The organism is Streptomyces sp. NPDC041122 (assembly GCF_055592445.1).
In genome coordinates this window covers 146076-162205 of sequence record NZ_JBVIYQ010000002.1, presented here as the reverse complement: position 1 = coordinate 162205, position 16130 = coordinate 146076, and the positions used below count along the sequence as shown (strand labels likewise).

General features: G+C 71.8%; 12 protein-coding genes and 1 riboswitch. Of the genes, 3 read left to right on the top strand and 9 right to left on the bottom strand.

Annotated elements, in window-relative coordinates; genetic code table 11:
* Positions 1 to 355: 355 nt before the first annotated feature.
* On the top strand, positions 356 to 1087 hold the full coding sequence (locus ACZ6B8_RS07040; protein ID WP_471076851.1) for a VOC family protein: 732 nt from the start codon (positions 356 to 358) through the stop codon (positions 1085 to 1087).
* Positions 1088 to 1242: 155 nt separating this feature from the next.
* Here the strand turns inward: ACZ6B8_RS07040 and ACZ6B8_RS07035 are convergent, their stop codons facing one another.
* From ACZ6B8_RS07035 to ACZ6B8_RS07020, 4 genes are all read right to left on the bottom strand, one after another.
* Positions 1243 to 1893: a thymidine kinase gene (locus tag ACZ6B8_RS07035; RefSeq protein ID WP_471076848.1), complete on the bottom strand. Its 651-nt coding sequence runs from the start codon at positions 1891 to 1893 to the stop codon at positions 1243 to 1245.
* 49 nt (positions 1894 to 1942) lie between these two features.
* Positions 1943 to 3130 carry an alkaline phosphatase family protein gene (locus ACZ6B8_RS07030; protein ID WP_471076845.1) on the bottom strand — a complete coding sequence of 396 codons (1188 nt, stop codon included), beginning with the start codon at positions 3128 to 3130 and terminating at the stop codon, positions 1943 to 1945.
* Positions 3130 to 3717, bottom strand: coding sequence for a DUF5998 family protein (locus tag ACZ6B8_RS07025; protein ID WP_362375845.1), 588 nt, complete (start codon positions 3715 to 3717; stop codon positions 3130 to 3132). Before ACZ6B8_RS07025 ends, ACZ6B8_RS07030 begins: the two co-directional genes overlap by 1 nt.
* A 92-nt stretch (positions 3718 to 3809) precedes the next feature.
* Positions 3810 to 6713 (bottom strand): bifunctional acetate--CoA ligase family protein/GNAT family N-acetyltransferase, encoded by a 2904-nt coding sequence (locus tag ACZ6B8_RS07020; protein WP_471606541.1) that lies wholly within the window; start codon positions 6711 to 6713, stop codon positions 3810 to 3812.
* A gap of 155 nt (positions 6714 to 6868) precedes the next feature.
* Here ACZ6B8_RS07020 and ACZ6B8_RS07015 point away from each other — a divergent pair, with 155 nt between their 5' ends.
* The gene (locus ACZ6B8_RS07015) at positions 6869 to 7150 is read left to right on the top strand and encodes an HPr family phosphocarrier protein (protein ID WP_471076838.1); all 282 of its coding nucleotides are present in this window, start codon (positions 6869 to 6871) and stop codon (positions 7148 to 7150) included.
* Positions 7151 to 7308: 158 nt separating this feature from the next.
* On the opposite strand, the gene ACZ6B8_RS07010 is transcribed toward ACZ6B8_RS07015, so the two are convergent.
* The 4 genes from ACZ6B8_RS07010 to ACZ6B8_RS06995 all read right to left on the bottom strand — a co-directional run bounded on the left by ACZ6B8_RS07010 (position 7309) and on the right by ACZ6B8_RS06995 (position 12145).
* Positions 7309 to 8019: a GntR family transcriptional regulator gene (locus ACZ6B8_RS07010; RefSeq protein ID WP_471076835.1), complete on the bottom strand. Its 711-nt coding sequence runs from the start codon at positions 8017 to 8019 to the stop codon at positions 7309 to 7311.
* 212 nt (positions 8020 to 8231) lie between these two features.
* Positions 8232 to 9035, bottom strand: coding sequence for a M23 family metallopeptidase (locus tag ACZ6B8_RS07005; RefSeq protein ID WP_471076832.1), 804 nt, complete (start codon positions 9033 to 9035; stop codon positions 8232 to 8234).
* Between the two features lie 13 nt (positions 9036 to 9048).
* Positions 9049 to 9210, bottom strand: a riboswitch (cyclic di-AMP (ydaO/yuaA leader).
* Positions 9211 to 9410: 200 nt separating this feature from the next.
* A complete protein-coding gene (locus tag ACZ6B8_RS07000; protein WP_471606540.1) occupies positions 9411 to 10796 on the bottom strand; it encodes a M16 family metallopeptidase in 1386 nt (461 codons plus the stop codon).
* On the bottom strand, positions 10793 to 12145 hold the full coding sequence (locus ACZ6B8_RS06995) for a M16 family metallopeptidase (protein ID WP_471076826.1): 1353 nt from the start codon (positions 12143 to 12145) through the stop codon (positions 10793 to 10795). The genes ACZ6B8_RS07000 and ACZ6B8_RS06995 overlap by 4 nt, the downstream gene beginning before the upstream one ends.
* A 223-nt stretch (positions 12146 to 12368) precedes the next feature.
* Between ACZ6B8_RS06995 and ACZ6B8_RS06990 the strand changes: the two genes are divergently transcribed.
* A complete protein-coding gene (locus ACZ6B8_RS06990) occupies positions 12369 to 14822 on the top strand; it encodes a DNA gyrase/topoisomerase IV subunit A (protein ID WP_471076823.1) in 2454 nt (817 codons plus the stop codon).
* A gap of 85 nt (positions 14823 to 14907) precedes the next feature.
* On the opposite strand, the gene ACZ6B8_RS06985 is transcribed toward ACZ6B8_RS06990, so the two are convergent.
* Positions 14908 to 16053, bottom strand: a complete 1146-nt coding sequence (locus ACZ6B8_RS06985) for a CobW family GTP-binding protein (RefSeq protein WP_471606539.1) — start codon at positions 16051 to 16053, stop codon at positions 14908 to 14910.
* Positions 16054 to 16130: the final 77 nt, after the last annotated feature.

Sequence of the window (16130 nt, the reverse complement as noted above, 5' to 3'; positions counted from 1 at the left end):
TACGCCGGATGAACATCGCCCGGTCCTCGCGCGGTCACGGATGAGCAAGCAGAAATCGGGCATCCTCCGCGGGAAGCCGGACAGCGCGGCGCGGCCGGGACGCAAGGTGCGGCAGGCGGTGCGAGCATCTGCACGGGCGCGGGTACGCGCGGCGGTCGTGCGGCGATCGGGCGCGCAATTCGAGAGCGGTAGCTGACCGGCCGTCACGACGGCCGAGGAGAGGGTGACGATGACCGAGGCGCGGGCGAATGGGGTCCCCCCTGGTGAGGACTGGTCGGAGTCCTTGGGGAAGGCGCGGCGCGAGGGCGCGGGGACCGGCCGGCGCAGGCCCGGCACGCCCTGCTGGGTGAGCCTGATGACGCACGACCTGACCGCGACTCAGGAGTTCTACGGAGCGCTCTTCGGCTGGGACTTCCGGCCGGGCCCGGAGCAGCTCGGGCCGTATGTGCGGGCCTATCTCGACGGCCGCGAGGTGGCGGGCATCGGCCGGCTGCCGGCCGACCGTCATCTGCCCATCGCCTGGACGACATACCTGGCGTCGGACGACGCGGACGCCACGGCCGACGCGGTGCGGCACTGCGGTGGCACGGTCGGCGTCGGCCCGCTCGACGCCGGCGAGGAGGCCGGTCGGCTGGCCATCGCCTCCGACCCGACGGGGGCCGTCTTCGGCATCTGGCAGGCCGTGGCCCACCTGGGCACGGCGGTGCTCGGCAGGCCCGGGACGCCGGTCTGGAACGAACTGCTGACCCGGGAGACCGCGGGCGTGCTCAAGTTCTACCAGTCCGTGTTCGGCACGGACGAGGCCGTCGTCTCGGCCGGCTCCGGCGCCGACCACGCGACGATGTGCGTGGCGGGCCGCCCGGTGGCCTCCGTGCACGGCCTGGGCCAGGCACTGCCGCGCGATCGGGGCCCGCACTGGATGACGCACTTCGAGGTCGCCGACGTGGACGAGGCGGTCGAGCGGGTGGTGGAGCTCGGCGGCCACGTCGTCGAGACGCCGCGCGACGGTGATCACGGCAGGACGGCGACGGTGGCGGACCCGGAGGGCGCGGTGTTCTCGGTCGTGCACACCGCCGACGAGGGCTGACCTCCGAAGGCGTCGCCGGCCGGACGCGGGGGCGCGTGCGTACGTGTACAGGCAGATGCGCATGTGTACGCGTGCGTACATGTGTACACGCGTATGTGTATGCGTCAGTGCATGCGTATGCGCGAGTACATGTGTACGCGTCCGGCGTGCCGGCGTCAGGCGGAGGCGACGGGCAGGACGTCCGGTGACAGTGCCGCCGCGCGGGCCGTCGCGCTCGTCATCCGGTTGCGGTGGTGGCGTCGGCACACCACCTCGTAGCCGACTTCCTCGGCCGTACGGTCGACGTCCCCGACGACGACCTGCTCGCCCTCGACCACCATCTGCCCGCCGACCGTACGGGCGTTGTGCGTGGCCCGCGCCCCGCACCAGCACATCGCCTCGACCTGCAACGTCTCGAGGCGGTCGGCCAGTTCGATCAGGCGCTGGGCGCCGGGGAACAGCTTGGTGCGGAAGTCCGTGGTGATGCCGAAGGCGAAGACGTCGAGGTCGAGGTCGTCCACCACGCGCGCCAGCTGGTCGATCTGCTCCGGAGCCAGGAACTGCGCCTCGTCCACGATCACGTAGTCGACCCGGCCGCCCTGCGACAACTCCCCCACCACCCGGCCGTACAGATCGAGGCCGGGCCGCGCCTCCACCGCGTCCGTCACCAGGCCGAGGCGCGAGGACAGCTTGCCCTCCCCCGCGCGGTCGTCCCGGGCGAAGATCAGGCCCTGGAGTCCACGGGCGGAGCGGTTGTGGACGATCTGCAGGGCCAAGGTCGACTTGCCGCAGTCCATCGTCCCGGAGAAGAACACCAGCTCGGGCATGCGAAGTCGCGGACCTTTCAAGGGAGTGCGGGACAAGGGAGGGGGACGGTCAGGAGCGTACTTCGAGGAGCGGGACGAGCTGCTCGACGGGGGTCATGGAGCCGTGCATGCCGACCAGGGCCGACTCGTTGGGCTCGCGCTCCGTGGCGATGATCGCGGCGTCGTCGTGGGCGGCCGCGATGACGTCGCCGAGCCGCCCGTACACACGTTGATCAATGTGTGGACCGAACCAGCCGGCCTCGATCGCCTCGTCGCGGGAGGCCACCCAGAACTGCTCGCCGAGCACCTCGCGCCAGACCGTCAGGACGTCGTTCTCGGCACCGGGCACCGCGTAGACGTGGCGGGCACGGCCCTCGCCGCCGAGGAGGGCGACACCGGCGCGCAGCTCCCAGTCCTCGTCGAAGTCGATGCGGGACCGCTCGTCGAACGGGATGTCGATCATGCCGTGGTCCGCGGTGACGTAGAGGGCACTGCGCGGCGGCAGTTGCTCGGCGAGGCGCTGGGCCAGCCGGTCGACGTACATGAGCTGACCGCGCCAGGCGTCGGAGTCGACGCCGAAGCGGTGTCCCTTGCCGTCCACTTCCGCGTAGTACGTGTAGACCAACGACCGGTCACCGGCGGCCAGTTGCCGCGCGGCGAGGTCCATGCGGTCCTCACCGGAGAGCCGGCCGCGGAAGGTGCCGCCGCTCAGCGCGACCTTGGTGAGCGGGGTGTGCTCGAAGGTCGGGGACGAGACCTGCGCGGTGTGCACACCGGCCTCGTGGGCCCGCTGGAAGACCGTGGGGTAGGGCTGCCAGGCGTGCGGGTCCGTCCAGGGGTGCCAGCGGAGCTGGTTCATCAGCTCGCCGGTGGCGGGGTCGCGGACGGTGTAGCCGGGCAGGCCGTGCGCGCCGGGCGGCAGCCCCGTGCCGACCGAGGCCAGCGAGGCCGCCGTGGTGGCGGGGAAGCCTGCGGTCAGCGGCAGGCCGGTGCCGCCCCGCGAGCTCTCCAGGAGCGAGCTCAGGAAGGGCGCCTCGTCCGGGTGCGCCTTCAGCTGCTCCCAGCCGAGGCCGTCGATCAGGAAGACGCAGTTCCGGTCGGCCGGGGTCAGCTCGGGGATGGCGGGCGTGAAGCCGTCGACGCCCTGGTGGGCGACGAGCGTGGGCAGCAGGTCGGCCAGCGATCCCGTGCCGTACGCGGGCACCGGGGCGGTGTCGAGGGCGAGCGGTTGTACGTCGTCCCAGGCAGGCAGGGACATCAGCGGGCGGTGTCCGCGGTCGCCTCGGACAGTGCCTGGGCGAAGGCGAGGGTCTGCCGCACGGCGTCGGGGCCGTCGCCCGCCTCGCTGACGCGGAGACTGAGGTCGTCGGCGGTCGAACTGCCCGTGTAGCCGTGGTCCGCCTCGCAGTTGGGGTCGCCGCAGGCCGCGGGCTCCAGGTCGATGCGCGACACCGCGCCCCAGCCGATGGTCAGGACGACCTCGCGCGGCGGCGTCCCCGGCACGTACTTCTCCGGGTTGGCGACGACCCGGCTGACCACGACCGAGGAGATGCGGCCGATCTTGACCGACTCGGTGGAGGTGGTCGCGTACGGCGTCGGGGAGGTGCTGTCCGCCGCCTGCTCGTCGGTGTGGCTGACGATGAAGCGCGTGCCGGTCAGGACGAGAACGGTGACGTGCCGGCGCACTTCGTTGGCGTCGAACGTCGTCTCCTGGTGGACCAGGTAGGACCCGATGGCCTCGCCGCCGATCGCGGCCTCCACCGCCTCGGCCACGAGGGCCGGGTAGTAGCCGCTGCGCTCGATCGCCGCGCGCAGCCCCTGGGTCGTCGTACCGGTCTTTGCCATGCCGTCCATCCTACGGCCCGGTGCGGGGCGCACGGTGCCCCGTGGCCGCCTCCGGCCGGGAGCGGAACGCTCCCGTACCCGGAAAGGGCGGCTCAGTACCCCGGAAGGGTGCGCGGACCGAGGTCGTCGCGGGCGGGCGGGGGCGCGAGCCGTACGGAGGCGCCGAGCACGGAGAGGCCGCGCTGGGCGACCACCACGGGCTCCAGGGAGACCCCGACCACCTCCGGATGGTCGTCGACGAGCCGGGACACCCGCTGCAGCAGTTCTTCGAGAGCCGGTGTGTCCACGGGCGCGGAGCCGCGCCAGCCGAACAGGAGTGGCGCGGTCCGGATGGATCGGACCAGGGAGTTCGCCTCGCGGTCGGTGACGGGGACGAGGCGGTGCGCGGTGTCGCCGAGCAGCTCGGAGGCGGCGCCGGCGAGGCCGAACGAGAGCACCGCGCCGGCCGCCGGATCGATCACCGCGCGGACCACGGTGTCCACGCCGCGCGGCACCATGCCCTGCACCACGGGACGCAACTCGGCCGGCCCTCCGAAGAGGTCGGTCAACTCCTGGTACGCCCGGCGCAGTTGTTCCTCACCGGTCAGGTCGAGGCGGACCCCGCCGAGGTCCGCGCGGTGCCGCAGGTGCGGGGCGGTGGTCTTCAGGGCGACGGGATAGCCGATGGCCCGCGCGGCCGCCACCGCCGCGTCCGGATCGGGCGCGGGCAGCGCCTGCCGTACGTGGATGCCGTACCGCGCGAGCAGCTCGTCGGCGTCGTCCGGGGCGAGGGTGGCACCGCGCGGATCGCCGTCCTTGGCGAGCAGCTCCTCGATGCGGGTGGCGGCCCCGCTCTCGTCGATGTCGTCGTACTCGTGCACCCGGCCCGGCTCGTCGGCCTCGCGACGCCACTGCGCGTACTTGACCGCTTCGGAGAGGGCCCGCACGGCACGCTCGGCGGCGGGGTAGGCCGGAATGCGGTACTGGTCGGTGGGTTCGGCGGATTCCGTGGGTTCGCCTGGAGCCGCGGGGTCCGCGGGCCTGGCGGCGGGGGCGGCCGGGGGCATGGCGGGTACGGGGTCGGCGGGCCTCCTTGCCGTACCCCCCGCGTCCGGCACGGAGGCCGGGGCGGGCGCGTCCGGACGGGTACTGGTGGCGGCCGCCAGTGCCTCGGCGAGCCCGCCGAGCTCCACGTGTACCACGGCGACCGGTTTCGCGGGGCACCCCGCGGCGGCCGCCCGCAACTCCGTGGCCAGCGTCTCGGGGTCGGTGGTCGCCCCGTCCTCGCCCACCCAGGGGATCGCGTTGACGATCACCGCGTCACAGCCGTCGTCCGAGAGCGCCTCGGCGAGCGCCGCGCGGAAGTCGGCCGGGAGGGCGCCGGTCGTGAGGTCGCGGGGCGGCAACGGCCGCAGTCCGTCGGCGATGCACGCGTCGTACGTGAGCAGGCCGAGCGACTCGGAGTTGCCGAGGATGCCGACCCGGGGCCCGGAGGGCAGCGGCTGGCCCGCGAGCAGCAGCCCCGCGTCGACCATCTCGGTGACGGTGTCCACCCGGATGACGCCCGCCTGGCGCAGCAGGGCCGAGACCGTGGCGTGCGGCAGCCGGGTGGCCTGCACGGCGTGGCCGGTCGGCGCGATGCCGCTGTGCCGGGCGCCCTGGACCACGACGAGCGGCTTGGCGGTCGCGGAACGCCGCGCGAGGCGGGTGAACTTGCGGGGGTTGCCGATGGTCTCCAGGTACATCAGCGTGACGTCGGTGTCCGGGTCCTCGTACCAGTACTGGAGGAGGTCGTTGCCGGACACGTCCGCGCGGTTGCCGGAGCCGACGAACGTGGAGAGCCCCGCGCCCCGCCGGTGCAGTCCGGACAGCAGGGCGATGCCGATCGCGCCGGACTGGGTGAACAGCCCGATCCGCCCGCGCGTGGGCGACTGCGGGGCCAGCGAGGCGTTGAGGCGGATCTGCGGGGCGGTGTTGATGACCCCGAAGGCGTTCGGGCCGATGATCCGCATCCCGTAGGACCGGGCCTGGCGGACCAGTTCGCGCTGCCGCTCGCGCCCCTCGGGCCCGCTCTCCCCGTACCCGGCGGAGAGCACCACGAGGCCCTGTACGCCTCGCTCGCCGCACTCGGCGACGACCTGGGGCACCCGGTCGGCGGGGACGGCGATCACCGCGAGGTCTACGGGCTCCTCGATGTCCGCGACGGAGCGGAACGCCGGCACCCCTTCGATGTCCGGGCCGTCGGTCTCTTCGTCGAACGCGCTGTTCACCGCGGAAAGCCGCCCGGTGAAGCCGGAGTCCCTGAGGTTGCGCAGGACGCTGCGGCCCACGCCGCCCGCGGCCCGCCCCACGCCGATCACCGCCACCGAGCCGGGCGTCAGGAGGCGCTGCACGGAGCGGCCCTCGGCACGCTGTTCACGGGCGCGCTGCACCGCGAGTGAGCGGTCGGTGGGCTCCAGGTCGAACTCGAGACGGACGACGCCGTCCTCGAAGCTGCGCTTCTGCTGGTAGCCGGCGTCCGTGAACACCTTGATCATCTTGGTGTTGGCGGGCAGCACCTCGGCGGCGAAGCGGCGGATGCCGCGCTCCCTGGCGACGGCGGCGATGTGCTCCAGGAGCGCGGAGGCCACACCGCGGCCCTGGTGGGCGTCCTGCACGAGGAAGGCGACCTCGGCCTCGTCGGCGGGCGCGCTGGCGGCCATGCCGCGCTCGTCGATGCGGTCGTAGCGCACGGTCGCGATGAACTCGCCGCCCACCGTGACCGCGAGCCCCACCCGGTCGACCTGGTCGTGGTGGGTGAAACGATGGACGTCCTTGGCGGACAGCCGCGGATAGGGCGCGAAGAAGCGGTAGTACTTCGACTCGTCCGACACCTGTTCGTAGAAGCTGACCAGCCGGTCCGCGTCCTCGGCCGTGATGGGCCTGATCCGGGCGGTCCCTCCGTCGCGCAGCACCACATCGGCTTCCCAGTGGGCGGGGTAGTCGTGCCGATCCTGCTGATCCGACGCGGTCTGCATGGGGCCAGGGTACGGGTCGCGCGGCCGCCGGGGCCGGGGCAGGCTAGGACGGGTCGAACGGCCATCGGGACCAGGACGTATGTCCGACGGAGCACCCGTGACGGCATGAGACACTGGTCTAGACAAGTGTGAGACACCTGGAAGGGCAGCAACACATGGCTGAGCGCCACGTCAACGTCGGCTGGGCCGAGGGCCTTCACGCCCGACCCGCCTCCATCTTCGTCCGCGCGGCCACGGCCGCCGGCGTCCCCGTGACGATCGCCAAGGCCGACGGCAACCCGGTCAACGCCGCCTCGATGCTCGCGGTGCTCGGCCTGGGCGCCCAGGGCGGCGAGGAGATCGTGCTCGCCTCCGACGCCGAGGGTGCCGACGCCGCCCTCGACCGGCTGGCGAAGCTCGTCTCGGAGGGGCTCGAGGAGCTTCCGGAGACGGTCTAGGACGCGTTCCTGAAAATCGTTGAAGGGGTCACCCGGAATTTTCCGGGTGACCCCTTCAACGTTTTCACGGCGCACACCGAAAAACAGGGCCCAGAATTCCCGCATTTTCGCGCGGCCCCCTCTTTCCATAAGGTCCCTCTGTTTATACGGCTCCTCCGTTAATTCCGGAGGCTCACCGTGTTGACGGCATGTTGCGGATCCCTCACACCGTCGCGCTCCGCCCGCCGTGCGGGACGCAGCCGTTGGGCGGCCGCCGTCCGCTCGGCGTGCGCGGCGGCGAGCGCCCTGGCCCGCCCCGCGTCCTTGCGGGCCACCGCGTCGAGGATCGCGGCGTGCTCGGACCACGCCTCGGCCGGCGCCGCCGGGGACTCCACCACGTACATCCAGGCGACCTTGTGGCGCAGCTGGGTGAGCAGCGCGCCGAGGCCGGGGCTGGCGGACGCCTGGGCGAGCGTCTCGTGGAACCAGCCGCCCAGGGACCGCAGATCCTCCCCCAGGCCGCTCCTGGCGCGCTCCTGGCCCAGCCGGACGAGTCCGCGCAGGACCTTCAGGTGCGCGTCGTCGCGGCGCTGTGCGGCGCGCGCCGCGGCGAGCGGTTCGAGCAGCGTCCGCATCTCCAGGAGGTCCGCCGCCTCCTGCTCCGTCGGTTCCGCGACGCACGCGCCCGCGTGCCTGCGCGTGACGACGAAACCCTCGGCCTCCAGGGTGCGCAGCGCCTCGCGCACGGGGACGCGCGAGACGCCGTAGCGGCGCGCGAGGAGTTCCTCGGTGAGCCGGCCGCCCCTCACGTGGACTCCGGCGACGATGTCGTCCCGGATGGCCGTGCTGACCGAGTGCGCCGGAATGCGCGTGACCGGACCTCCACCCACTGACCGGACCTCCATTGAATTCCCCGCGCCGCGCGGTCGGCCGACGCTCGTCCGGTGACTCTATTGCAGAGCTCCGCAATTTCCGATGGCGTCCGGGAATTCATGGATATCTTTTGGCCAATACGGGACGGGGGCCGACACAGCCGCACGCGAAAGCCCCGGCTCACCAGGAGCCGGGGCTTTCGAAGCGATGCTGCGGAAATCCGCGTCCGTCAGACGTTGACGCCGTGTCCGCGCAGGTACGCGATGGGGTCGATGTCCGAGCCGTAGTCCGGGCCGGTACGGGCCTCGAAGTGCAGGTGCGGGCCGCTGGCGTTTCCGGTGGCGCCGGAGATGCCTATCTGCTGGCCCGGGGTGACCGTCTGGCCGACGGAGACACCGAGGGAGGACATGTGGCCGTACTGGGTGTACGTGCCGTCGTTCATCTTGATGACCACGTTGTTGCCGTAGGCGCCGCCCCAGCCGGCCTCGACGACGGTGCCGGAGCCGACCGCGTGGACGGAGGTGCCGGACGCGGCGTGGAAGTCGATGCCGGTGTGGCTACCGGAGGACCACATGGCGCCGCCGGTCTGGTAGCCCGTGGAGACGTACGAGCCGGAGATCGGGGAGACGTAGCTGTTCAGGCGCTTGCGCTCGGCCGCGCGGGCGGCGCGCTCCTTGGCCTCGCGCTCCTTCTCGGCCTTCGCCTTGGCCTCGGCCTCGGCCTTGCGCTTCTCCTCGGCGGCCTTCTTCTTGGCGGCCTCTTCGGCCTTCCGGGCGGCAGCGGCGTCGTCGGCGGCCTGGCGCTGGGCGGCGGCCTGCGCGTCGACGCTCTCGGCGAGCGTGTCGCCGACGGAGATGGCCTGGGTGAAGCCGGTGTGCTCGAGGGCCGCGTCATCGGCGGCGGCGAGCGCCGGACCGGCGAGGCCTCCGATGACACCGGTGGTGGTGAGCGCTGCGACGCCCGCGACGTTCGCGGTGGTACGCGTGAGGCGGCTCGGACGACGGTGCTTCCCGGTGGCACGGGTGAACGCCATGAAGCGGCTGATCCTTTCCTTCCTTCTCGCCTACCGGGTTAGCTGACGGGTTCGGAGCAGGAAGGTCTCCTACGGGTCCCTCGCCTCACGGCAAGGTGCCCGATTCACCCCAAGGGACGTGTGGGTCCCCGGCTCCCCTGGCTCGCGCCGTACGGGGACTCGGCGATGACTGTCCGGTGCCGCGGGTGCGGCTTACTGCGCGACGAACAGCCGGACCGACGCTAAACGGCCGCACTTTCAATCGACAAACAGAACGCGACTTTTGTAGCGCACGCCACAGGGCAGACGGGCAACCTCCATATGAATTCGGACATATGAGGACCCCGGCGCCCTAAGCGGTCACCGGGGTCCTGACATGTCCGGCCTGACGGTCACTCAGCCGGTGACCACCGTCACATCGCCGATCCCGAGGGCCCTGACGGGCTCCTCGATCTGCGCGGCGTCCCCGACGAGGACCGTCACCAGACGGTCCTCCGGGAAGGCGTTCACGACGGCCGCGGTGGCCTCCACGGTGCCGGTGGCAGCCAGCTGCCGGTACAGCTGCGCCTGGAAGTCGTCCGGCAGGTTCTGCTCGACCTGGTCGGCGAGGGTGGCCGCCACGGAGGCCGCCATCTCGTACTTGAGCGGGGCGACGCCCACCAGGTTCTGCACGGCGACGTCGCGCTCGGCGTCGGTGAGCCCGTCGGCGGCGAGGGTGCGCAGCACCTTCCAGAGGTCGTCGAGCGCCGGGCCGGTGTTCGGGGTGTCCACGGAGCCGCTGATGGCGAGCATCGCGGCGCCCGTGCCGTCCGGCGCCGAACGCAGCACCTGGCCGAACGCCCGTACGCCGTAGGTGTATCCCTTCTCCTCCCGCAGGACGCGGTCCAGACGGGAGGTGAGGGTGCCGCCCAGGCAGTACGTGCCGAGCACCTGGGCGGGCCAGACGCGGTCGTGCCGGTCGGGGCCGATGCGGCCGATCAGCAGCTGCGTCTGGACCGCTCCGGGGCGGTCCACGATGACGACGCGGCCGCGGTCGTCGGCGGTCACCGGCGGCACCGGGCGCGGCTCGCCCGCGGAGCCGGTCCAGGCGCCGACGGTGTCCGCGAGGACGGCGTCCAGGTCGGTGCCGGTCAGGTCGCCGACCACGACGAGGGTGGCCGTGGCGGGCCGGACGTGCTTCTCGTAGAAGGCCCGCACCGCCGCCGAGTCGATGGCGGTGACCGTCTCCTCGGTGCCCTGGCGCGGCCGGGACATGCGCGAGGTCGCCGGGAAGAGCTGCCGGGAGAGCTCCTTGGCGGCGCGCCGCGCGGGGTTGGCGGCCTCGTGCGGGATCTCGTCCAGGCGATTGCGTACGAGCCGTTCGATCTCGCTGTCGGCGAAGGCCGGGGCCCGCAGCGCGTCGGCGAGCAGGCCGAGCGCCTTGGGGAGCCGGGAGACCGGGACCTCCAGGGAGACGCGCACTCCGGGGTGGTCGGCGTGCGCGTCGAGGGTCGCGCCACAGCGGTCGAGCTCGGCGGCGAACTCCTCGGCGGAGTGCTTGTCGGTGCCCTCGTTGAAGGCCCTCGCCATGATCGTGGCGACGCCGTCGAGGCCCTCGGGCTCGGCGTCCAGGGGCGCTTCGAGGTGGATCTCCACGGCCACGACCTGCTGGCCGGGGCGGTGGCAGCGCAGGACGGTGAGGCCGTTGGGCAGGGTGCCGCGCCGGGGGGCGGGGAAGGCCCAGGGCTTGGCCGTGCCCGCCTGGGGCTGGGGGTGGAACTGCATGGTCGCGGCCTCGGTCACTTCGCCGCCTCCTCTTCTTCCTCGTCGTCCTCGTCCGCGTCGGCCGGGGTCGTCGGCTCGTACACGAGCACCGCGCGGTTGTCCGGGCGCAGGCGGGCCTTGGCGACCTCCTGGACCTCCTCGGCGGTGACGTCGAGGACGCGCTGCACGGCGGTGAGGGCGAGCTGCGGGTCACCGAACAGGACGGCGTACCGGCAGAGTTCGTCGGCGCGGCCCGCGACCGTGCCGAGCCGGTCGAGCCACTCGCGCTCCAACTGTGCCTGGGCGCGCTCCATCTCCTCCGCAGTGGGGCCTTCCGCGGCGAAGCGGGCGAGCTCCTCGTCGACGGCGGCCTCGATGACGGGCACCTCGACGTCACCGGACGTCTTCACGTCCAGCCAGCCGAGCGACGGCGCGCCGGCGAGCCGCAGCAGGCCGAAGCCGGCGGCGACCGCGGTGCGGTCCCTGCGCACCAGGCGGTTGTAGAGCCGGGAGGACTCGCCGCTGCCGAGGACGGTGAGGGCGATGTCGGCCGCGTCGCACGCGCGCGTGCCGTCCTCGGGGAGGCGGTAGGCGGCCATCAGGGCACGGGCCGGCACCTCCTCCTCGATGACCTCGCGCAGCTCCTCGCCGATGCGCTCCGGCAGGGAGCCGTCGCGCGGCGGCTGCTTGCCGTCGTGGCCCGGGATCGAGCCGAAGTACTTCTCCACCCAGGCGAGCGTCTGCTCCGGGTCGATGTCCCCGACGACCGACAGGACGGCGTTGTTCGGCGCGTAGAACGTACGGAAGAACGCGCGGGCGTCCTCCAGAGTGGCCGCGTCCAGGTCGGCCATGGAGCCGATCGGCGTGTGGTGGTACGGGTGGCCCTCGGGGTACGACATGGCCGTCAGCCGTTCGAAGGCGGTGCCGTACGGGACGTTGTCGTAGCGCTGGCGGCGCTCGTTCTTGACGACGTCGCGCTGGTTCTCCATGGACTGCTCGTCGAGCGCGGTGAGCAGCGAGCCCATCCGGTCGGCCTCCAGCCACAGGGCCAGCTCCAACTGGTGCGCGGGCATGGTCTCGAAGTAGTTGGTGCGCTCGAAGCTCGTCGTGCCGTTGAGCGAGCCGCCCGCTCCCTGGACCAGCTCGAAGTGGCCGTTGCCGTGCACCTGCTTCGAACCCTGGAACATGAGGTGCTCGAAGAGGTGGGCGAGGCCGGTAAGCCCCTTGACCTCGTGGCGCGAGCCGACGTCGTACCAGAGGCAGACCGCGGCGACCGGGGTCAGGTGGTCCTCGGAGAGCACCACGCGCAGGCCGTTGGCCAGCCGGTGCTCGGTCGCTGTCAGGCCGCCGGAGCCGGCCTCGGCCGTGGCCGTGTGACCCATGGGCATGTACGTCCCTTCGATCGCTGGATCATCGCTGGATCAGAACCATTGCTGCCAGTCCTGCCACTGTATGCAAGCGTGTCAGCACCTGACGAAGTTCCCGCTCCGCCCACGGCGTAGTCGCGTGTGACACCGCCGGTGCACGGGTCGTGGTCTGCGTTGTCAGTGGGACAGTCCACAATGGTCGGCGTCAGAACCCGCACTTGTTGGTGAAGGAGCCGCAGCAGCGATGGCCCGCCGCAGCACGAAGACCCCGCCGCCCGACGACGCGTACGAGGAGAAGATCCTCGACATCGACGTCGTCGACGAGATGCAGGGCTCCTTCCTCGAGTACGCGTATTCGGTCATCTATTCCCGTGCCCTGCCGGACGCCCGGGACGGCATGAAGCCGGTGCACCGCCGCATCGTCTACCAGATGAACGAGATGGGCCTGCGCCCCGACCGCGGCTATGTGAAGTGCGCCCGCGTCGTCGGCGAGGTCATGGGTAAGTTGCACCCGCACGGCGACGCGTCGATCTACGACGCCCTGGTGCGCATGGCCCAGCCCTTCTCGATGCGCCTGCCCCTGGTGGACGGCCACGGCAACTTCGGCTCGCTCGGCAACGACGACCCGCCGGCCGCCATGCGGTACACCGAGTGCAAGATGGCCGACGCCACCTCCCTGATGACGGAGTCGATCGACGAGAACACCGTCGACTTCGAGCCGAACTACGACGGCCAGGAGATGGAGCCCTCCGCCCTCCCGGCGGCCTACCCGAACCTCCTGGTCAACGGCGCGTCGGGCATCGCCGTCGGCATGGCGACGAACATGCCGCCGCACAACCTCGGCGAGGTCATCGCCGCCGCCCGCCACCTCATCAAGCACCCGGGCGCCGATCTCGAGACGCTGATGAAGTACGTGCCGGGCCCGGACCTGCCCACCGGCGGCCGCATCGTCGGTCTGAACGGCATCAAGGACGCGTACGAGTCGGGCCGCGGCACCTTCAAGACCCGCGCGACGGTCTCCGTGGAGAACGTGACGGCGCGCCGCAAGGGCCTGGTCGTCACCGAACTGCCCTTCTCCGTGGGTCCCGAGAAGGTCATCTCCAAGATCAAGGACCTGGTCGGCTCGAAGAAGCTCCAGGGCATCGCCGACGTCAAGGACCTCACCGACCGCGCGCACGGCCTGCGCCTGGTCATCGAGATCAAGAACGGCTTCGTCCCCGAGGCCGTCCTGGAGCAGCTCTACAAGCTCACGCCGATGGAGGAGTCCTTCGGCATCAACAACGTGGCACTGGTCGACGGTCAGCCCCTCACGCTCGGCCTCAAGGAGCTCCTCGAGGTCTACCTCGACCACCGGTTCACCGTGGTGCGCCGCCGCAGCGAGTTCCGCCGCGGCAAGAAGCGCGACCGTCTGCACCTGGTCGAGGGCCTCCTCGTCGCGCTCCTGGACATCGACGAGGTCATCCGCCTCATCCGCTCCAGCGACAACTCCGCGCAGGCCAAGGAGCGCCTGATGGAGCGCTTCTCGCTGAGCGACATCCAGACGCAGTACATCCTGGACACCCCGCTGCGCCGCCTCACCAAGTTCGACCGCATCGAGCTGGAGTCCGAGCGCGACAAGCTCAACGGCGAGATCGACGAGCTGACCGGCATCCTGGAGTCGGACGCGGAGCTGCGCAAGCTGGTCTCCTCGGAACTGGCCGCCGTCGCCAAGAAGTTCGGCACCGACCGGCGCACGGTGCTCCTGGAGTCCTCGGGCTCCCCGGCCGCCACGGTCTCGCTGCAGGTCGCGGACGACCCCTGCCGGGTGCTCCTGTCGTCGACGGGCCTCCTCGCGCGTACGGCCAACGGTGAGCCCTTCACCGACGGCGACACCAAGCGGGTCAAGCACGACGTGATCGTCTCGGCGGTGCCGGCGACGGCGCGCGGCGAGGTGGGCGCGGTCACCTCCGAGGGACGGCTGTTGCGCCTCCCCGTGGTGGACCTTCCCCAGCTCCCGGAGACGGCGTCGGCACCCAACCTCTCCGGAGGAGCGCCCGTCTCGGAGCTGCTCACCCTGGAGAAGGACGAGAAGCTGATCTGCCTGATGACGCTCGACGAGTCCTCGCCGGGCCTGGCGCTCGGCACGGCACAGGGCGTCGTCAAGCGCGTGGTCCCCGACTATCCCTCCCACAAGGAGGAGTTGGAGGTCATCACCCTCAGGGACGGCGACCGGATCGTCGGCGCGGCCGAGCTGCGCACCGGCGAGGAGGACCTGGTCTTCGTCACGGACGACGCCCAGCTGCTGCGCTACCAGGCCTCGCAGGTGCGCCCCCAGGGCCGTCCCGCGGGCGGCATGACGGGCATCAAGCTCGCCGACGGCGCGAAGGTCATCTCCTTCTCGGCGGTGGACCCGGCGGTCGACGCGGTCGTCTTCACGGTCGCGGGCTCGCGCGGCACGCTGGACGACTCGGTGCAGACGACGGCCAAGCTCACTCCGTTCGACCAGTACCCCCGCAAGGGGCGTGCGACGGGCGGCGTCCGCGTGCAGCGCTTCCTGAAGGGCGAGGACTGCCTGAGCTTCGCCTGGACCGGCCCGACACCGCCGTACGCGGCCCAGCGCAACGGCTCCCCCGCGGAGCTGCCGGAGATCGACCCGCGCCGCGACGGCTCGGGCGTCTCACTCGGCAAGCCGGTGGCGGCGGTGGCGGGGCCGGTGTAGCCGGGCTCAGCCTCGGGGCAAGGCCCAGCCTCCGGAGGCAAGGCCCGGCCTCCGGACCGGGGCCGGCCTCCGGACCGGACTGGGCTCAGCCTCCGGAGCCCGTTTCCTCGTCCGGCTCATGGGACTCCTCGTCCCGCGCCTCCTGGACGTACCGCAGGACGCCCCACATGCCGTGCTCATCGGCGTGTGGGGCGTCGTCGCGACAGGCCTCCAGCTCCTTCTCCAGCGCCGCCACGTCGACGCCCGACCCGATGAGCACGAGCTGGGTCAGCCGCGCCTCCCCCGGGGCCCACGGCTGGGGGTAGAAGCGCAGGAACCGCCCCACGGCATGCACTTCGTACCGGTTCCTCGGGTCGGCCGGGCCGAAGTCGACGTACCCCTTGATGCGGTAGAGCCCTTCGGGCCTGCTGTCGAGCAGGGCCATCAGGGGGCGCGGTCCCAGCGGCACGTCGGAGGTGAAGGAGAGGCTCTCGTAGGCGGAGTGCAGATGGCCGTGTTGGTCGCCGTTACCACCGGCAGCCGCCCCGGGCTCCACGTCCACCGCCTCGTGGCTGTCCACCGCCTCGCGACCGTCCACCGCCTCGTGATCGTGCAGGTCGTCGAAGGAGAGCTGTCCGACCCGCTCCCCCACCGGCGCGCGGTCGAAGAAGAGCTCCACGTCCACGCGCCCGTAGGAGGCGGCGACGACGGCCGCGCGCCCCGCGAGTCCGCGCACCACGTCGAGGACCCGTTCACGCTCCCGCTCGGCCACCCGGTCGGCCTTGTTGACGACGACGAGGTCGGCGATGCCCAGGTGCCGGTCGACCTCGGGGTGGCGCTCCCTGGTGGCGTCGAACTCGGCGGCGTCGACGACCTCGACGAGTCCCCCGTACACGGTGTTCGGGTTCTCGCTGGCGAGCACCATCTTCACGAGCTCCTGCGGCTCGGCGAGCCCGCTGGCCTCGATGACGATGACGTCGATGCGGGCGGAGGGCGCGGCGAGCCGCTCCAGGTACGTGTCGAGCTCGCTCGCGTCCACGGCGCAGCACAGGCATCCGTTGCCGAGGGAGACGGTCGAGTCGCCGAGCTGCCCCGCGACGGACATCGCGTCGATCTCGATCGACCCGAAGTCGTTGACGATCGCACCGATACGGGTGCCGCCGCTGCGGTGCAGCAGATGGTTGAGCAGGGTCGTCTTGCCGGAGCCCAGAAACCCGGTGAGGACGACGACCGGGATCTGTTGCTTGTTCACGCGGACCTCTCGTGCCGACGCTGGTACGGACCTCGGTCGGGCTCCGTACGACGAATGGAGACCGCCTCAGGATAGGT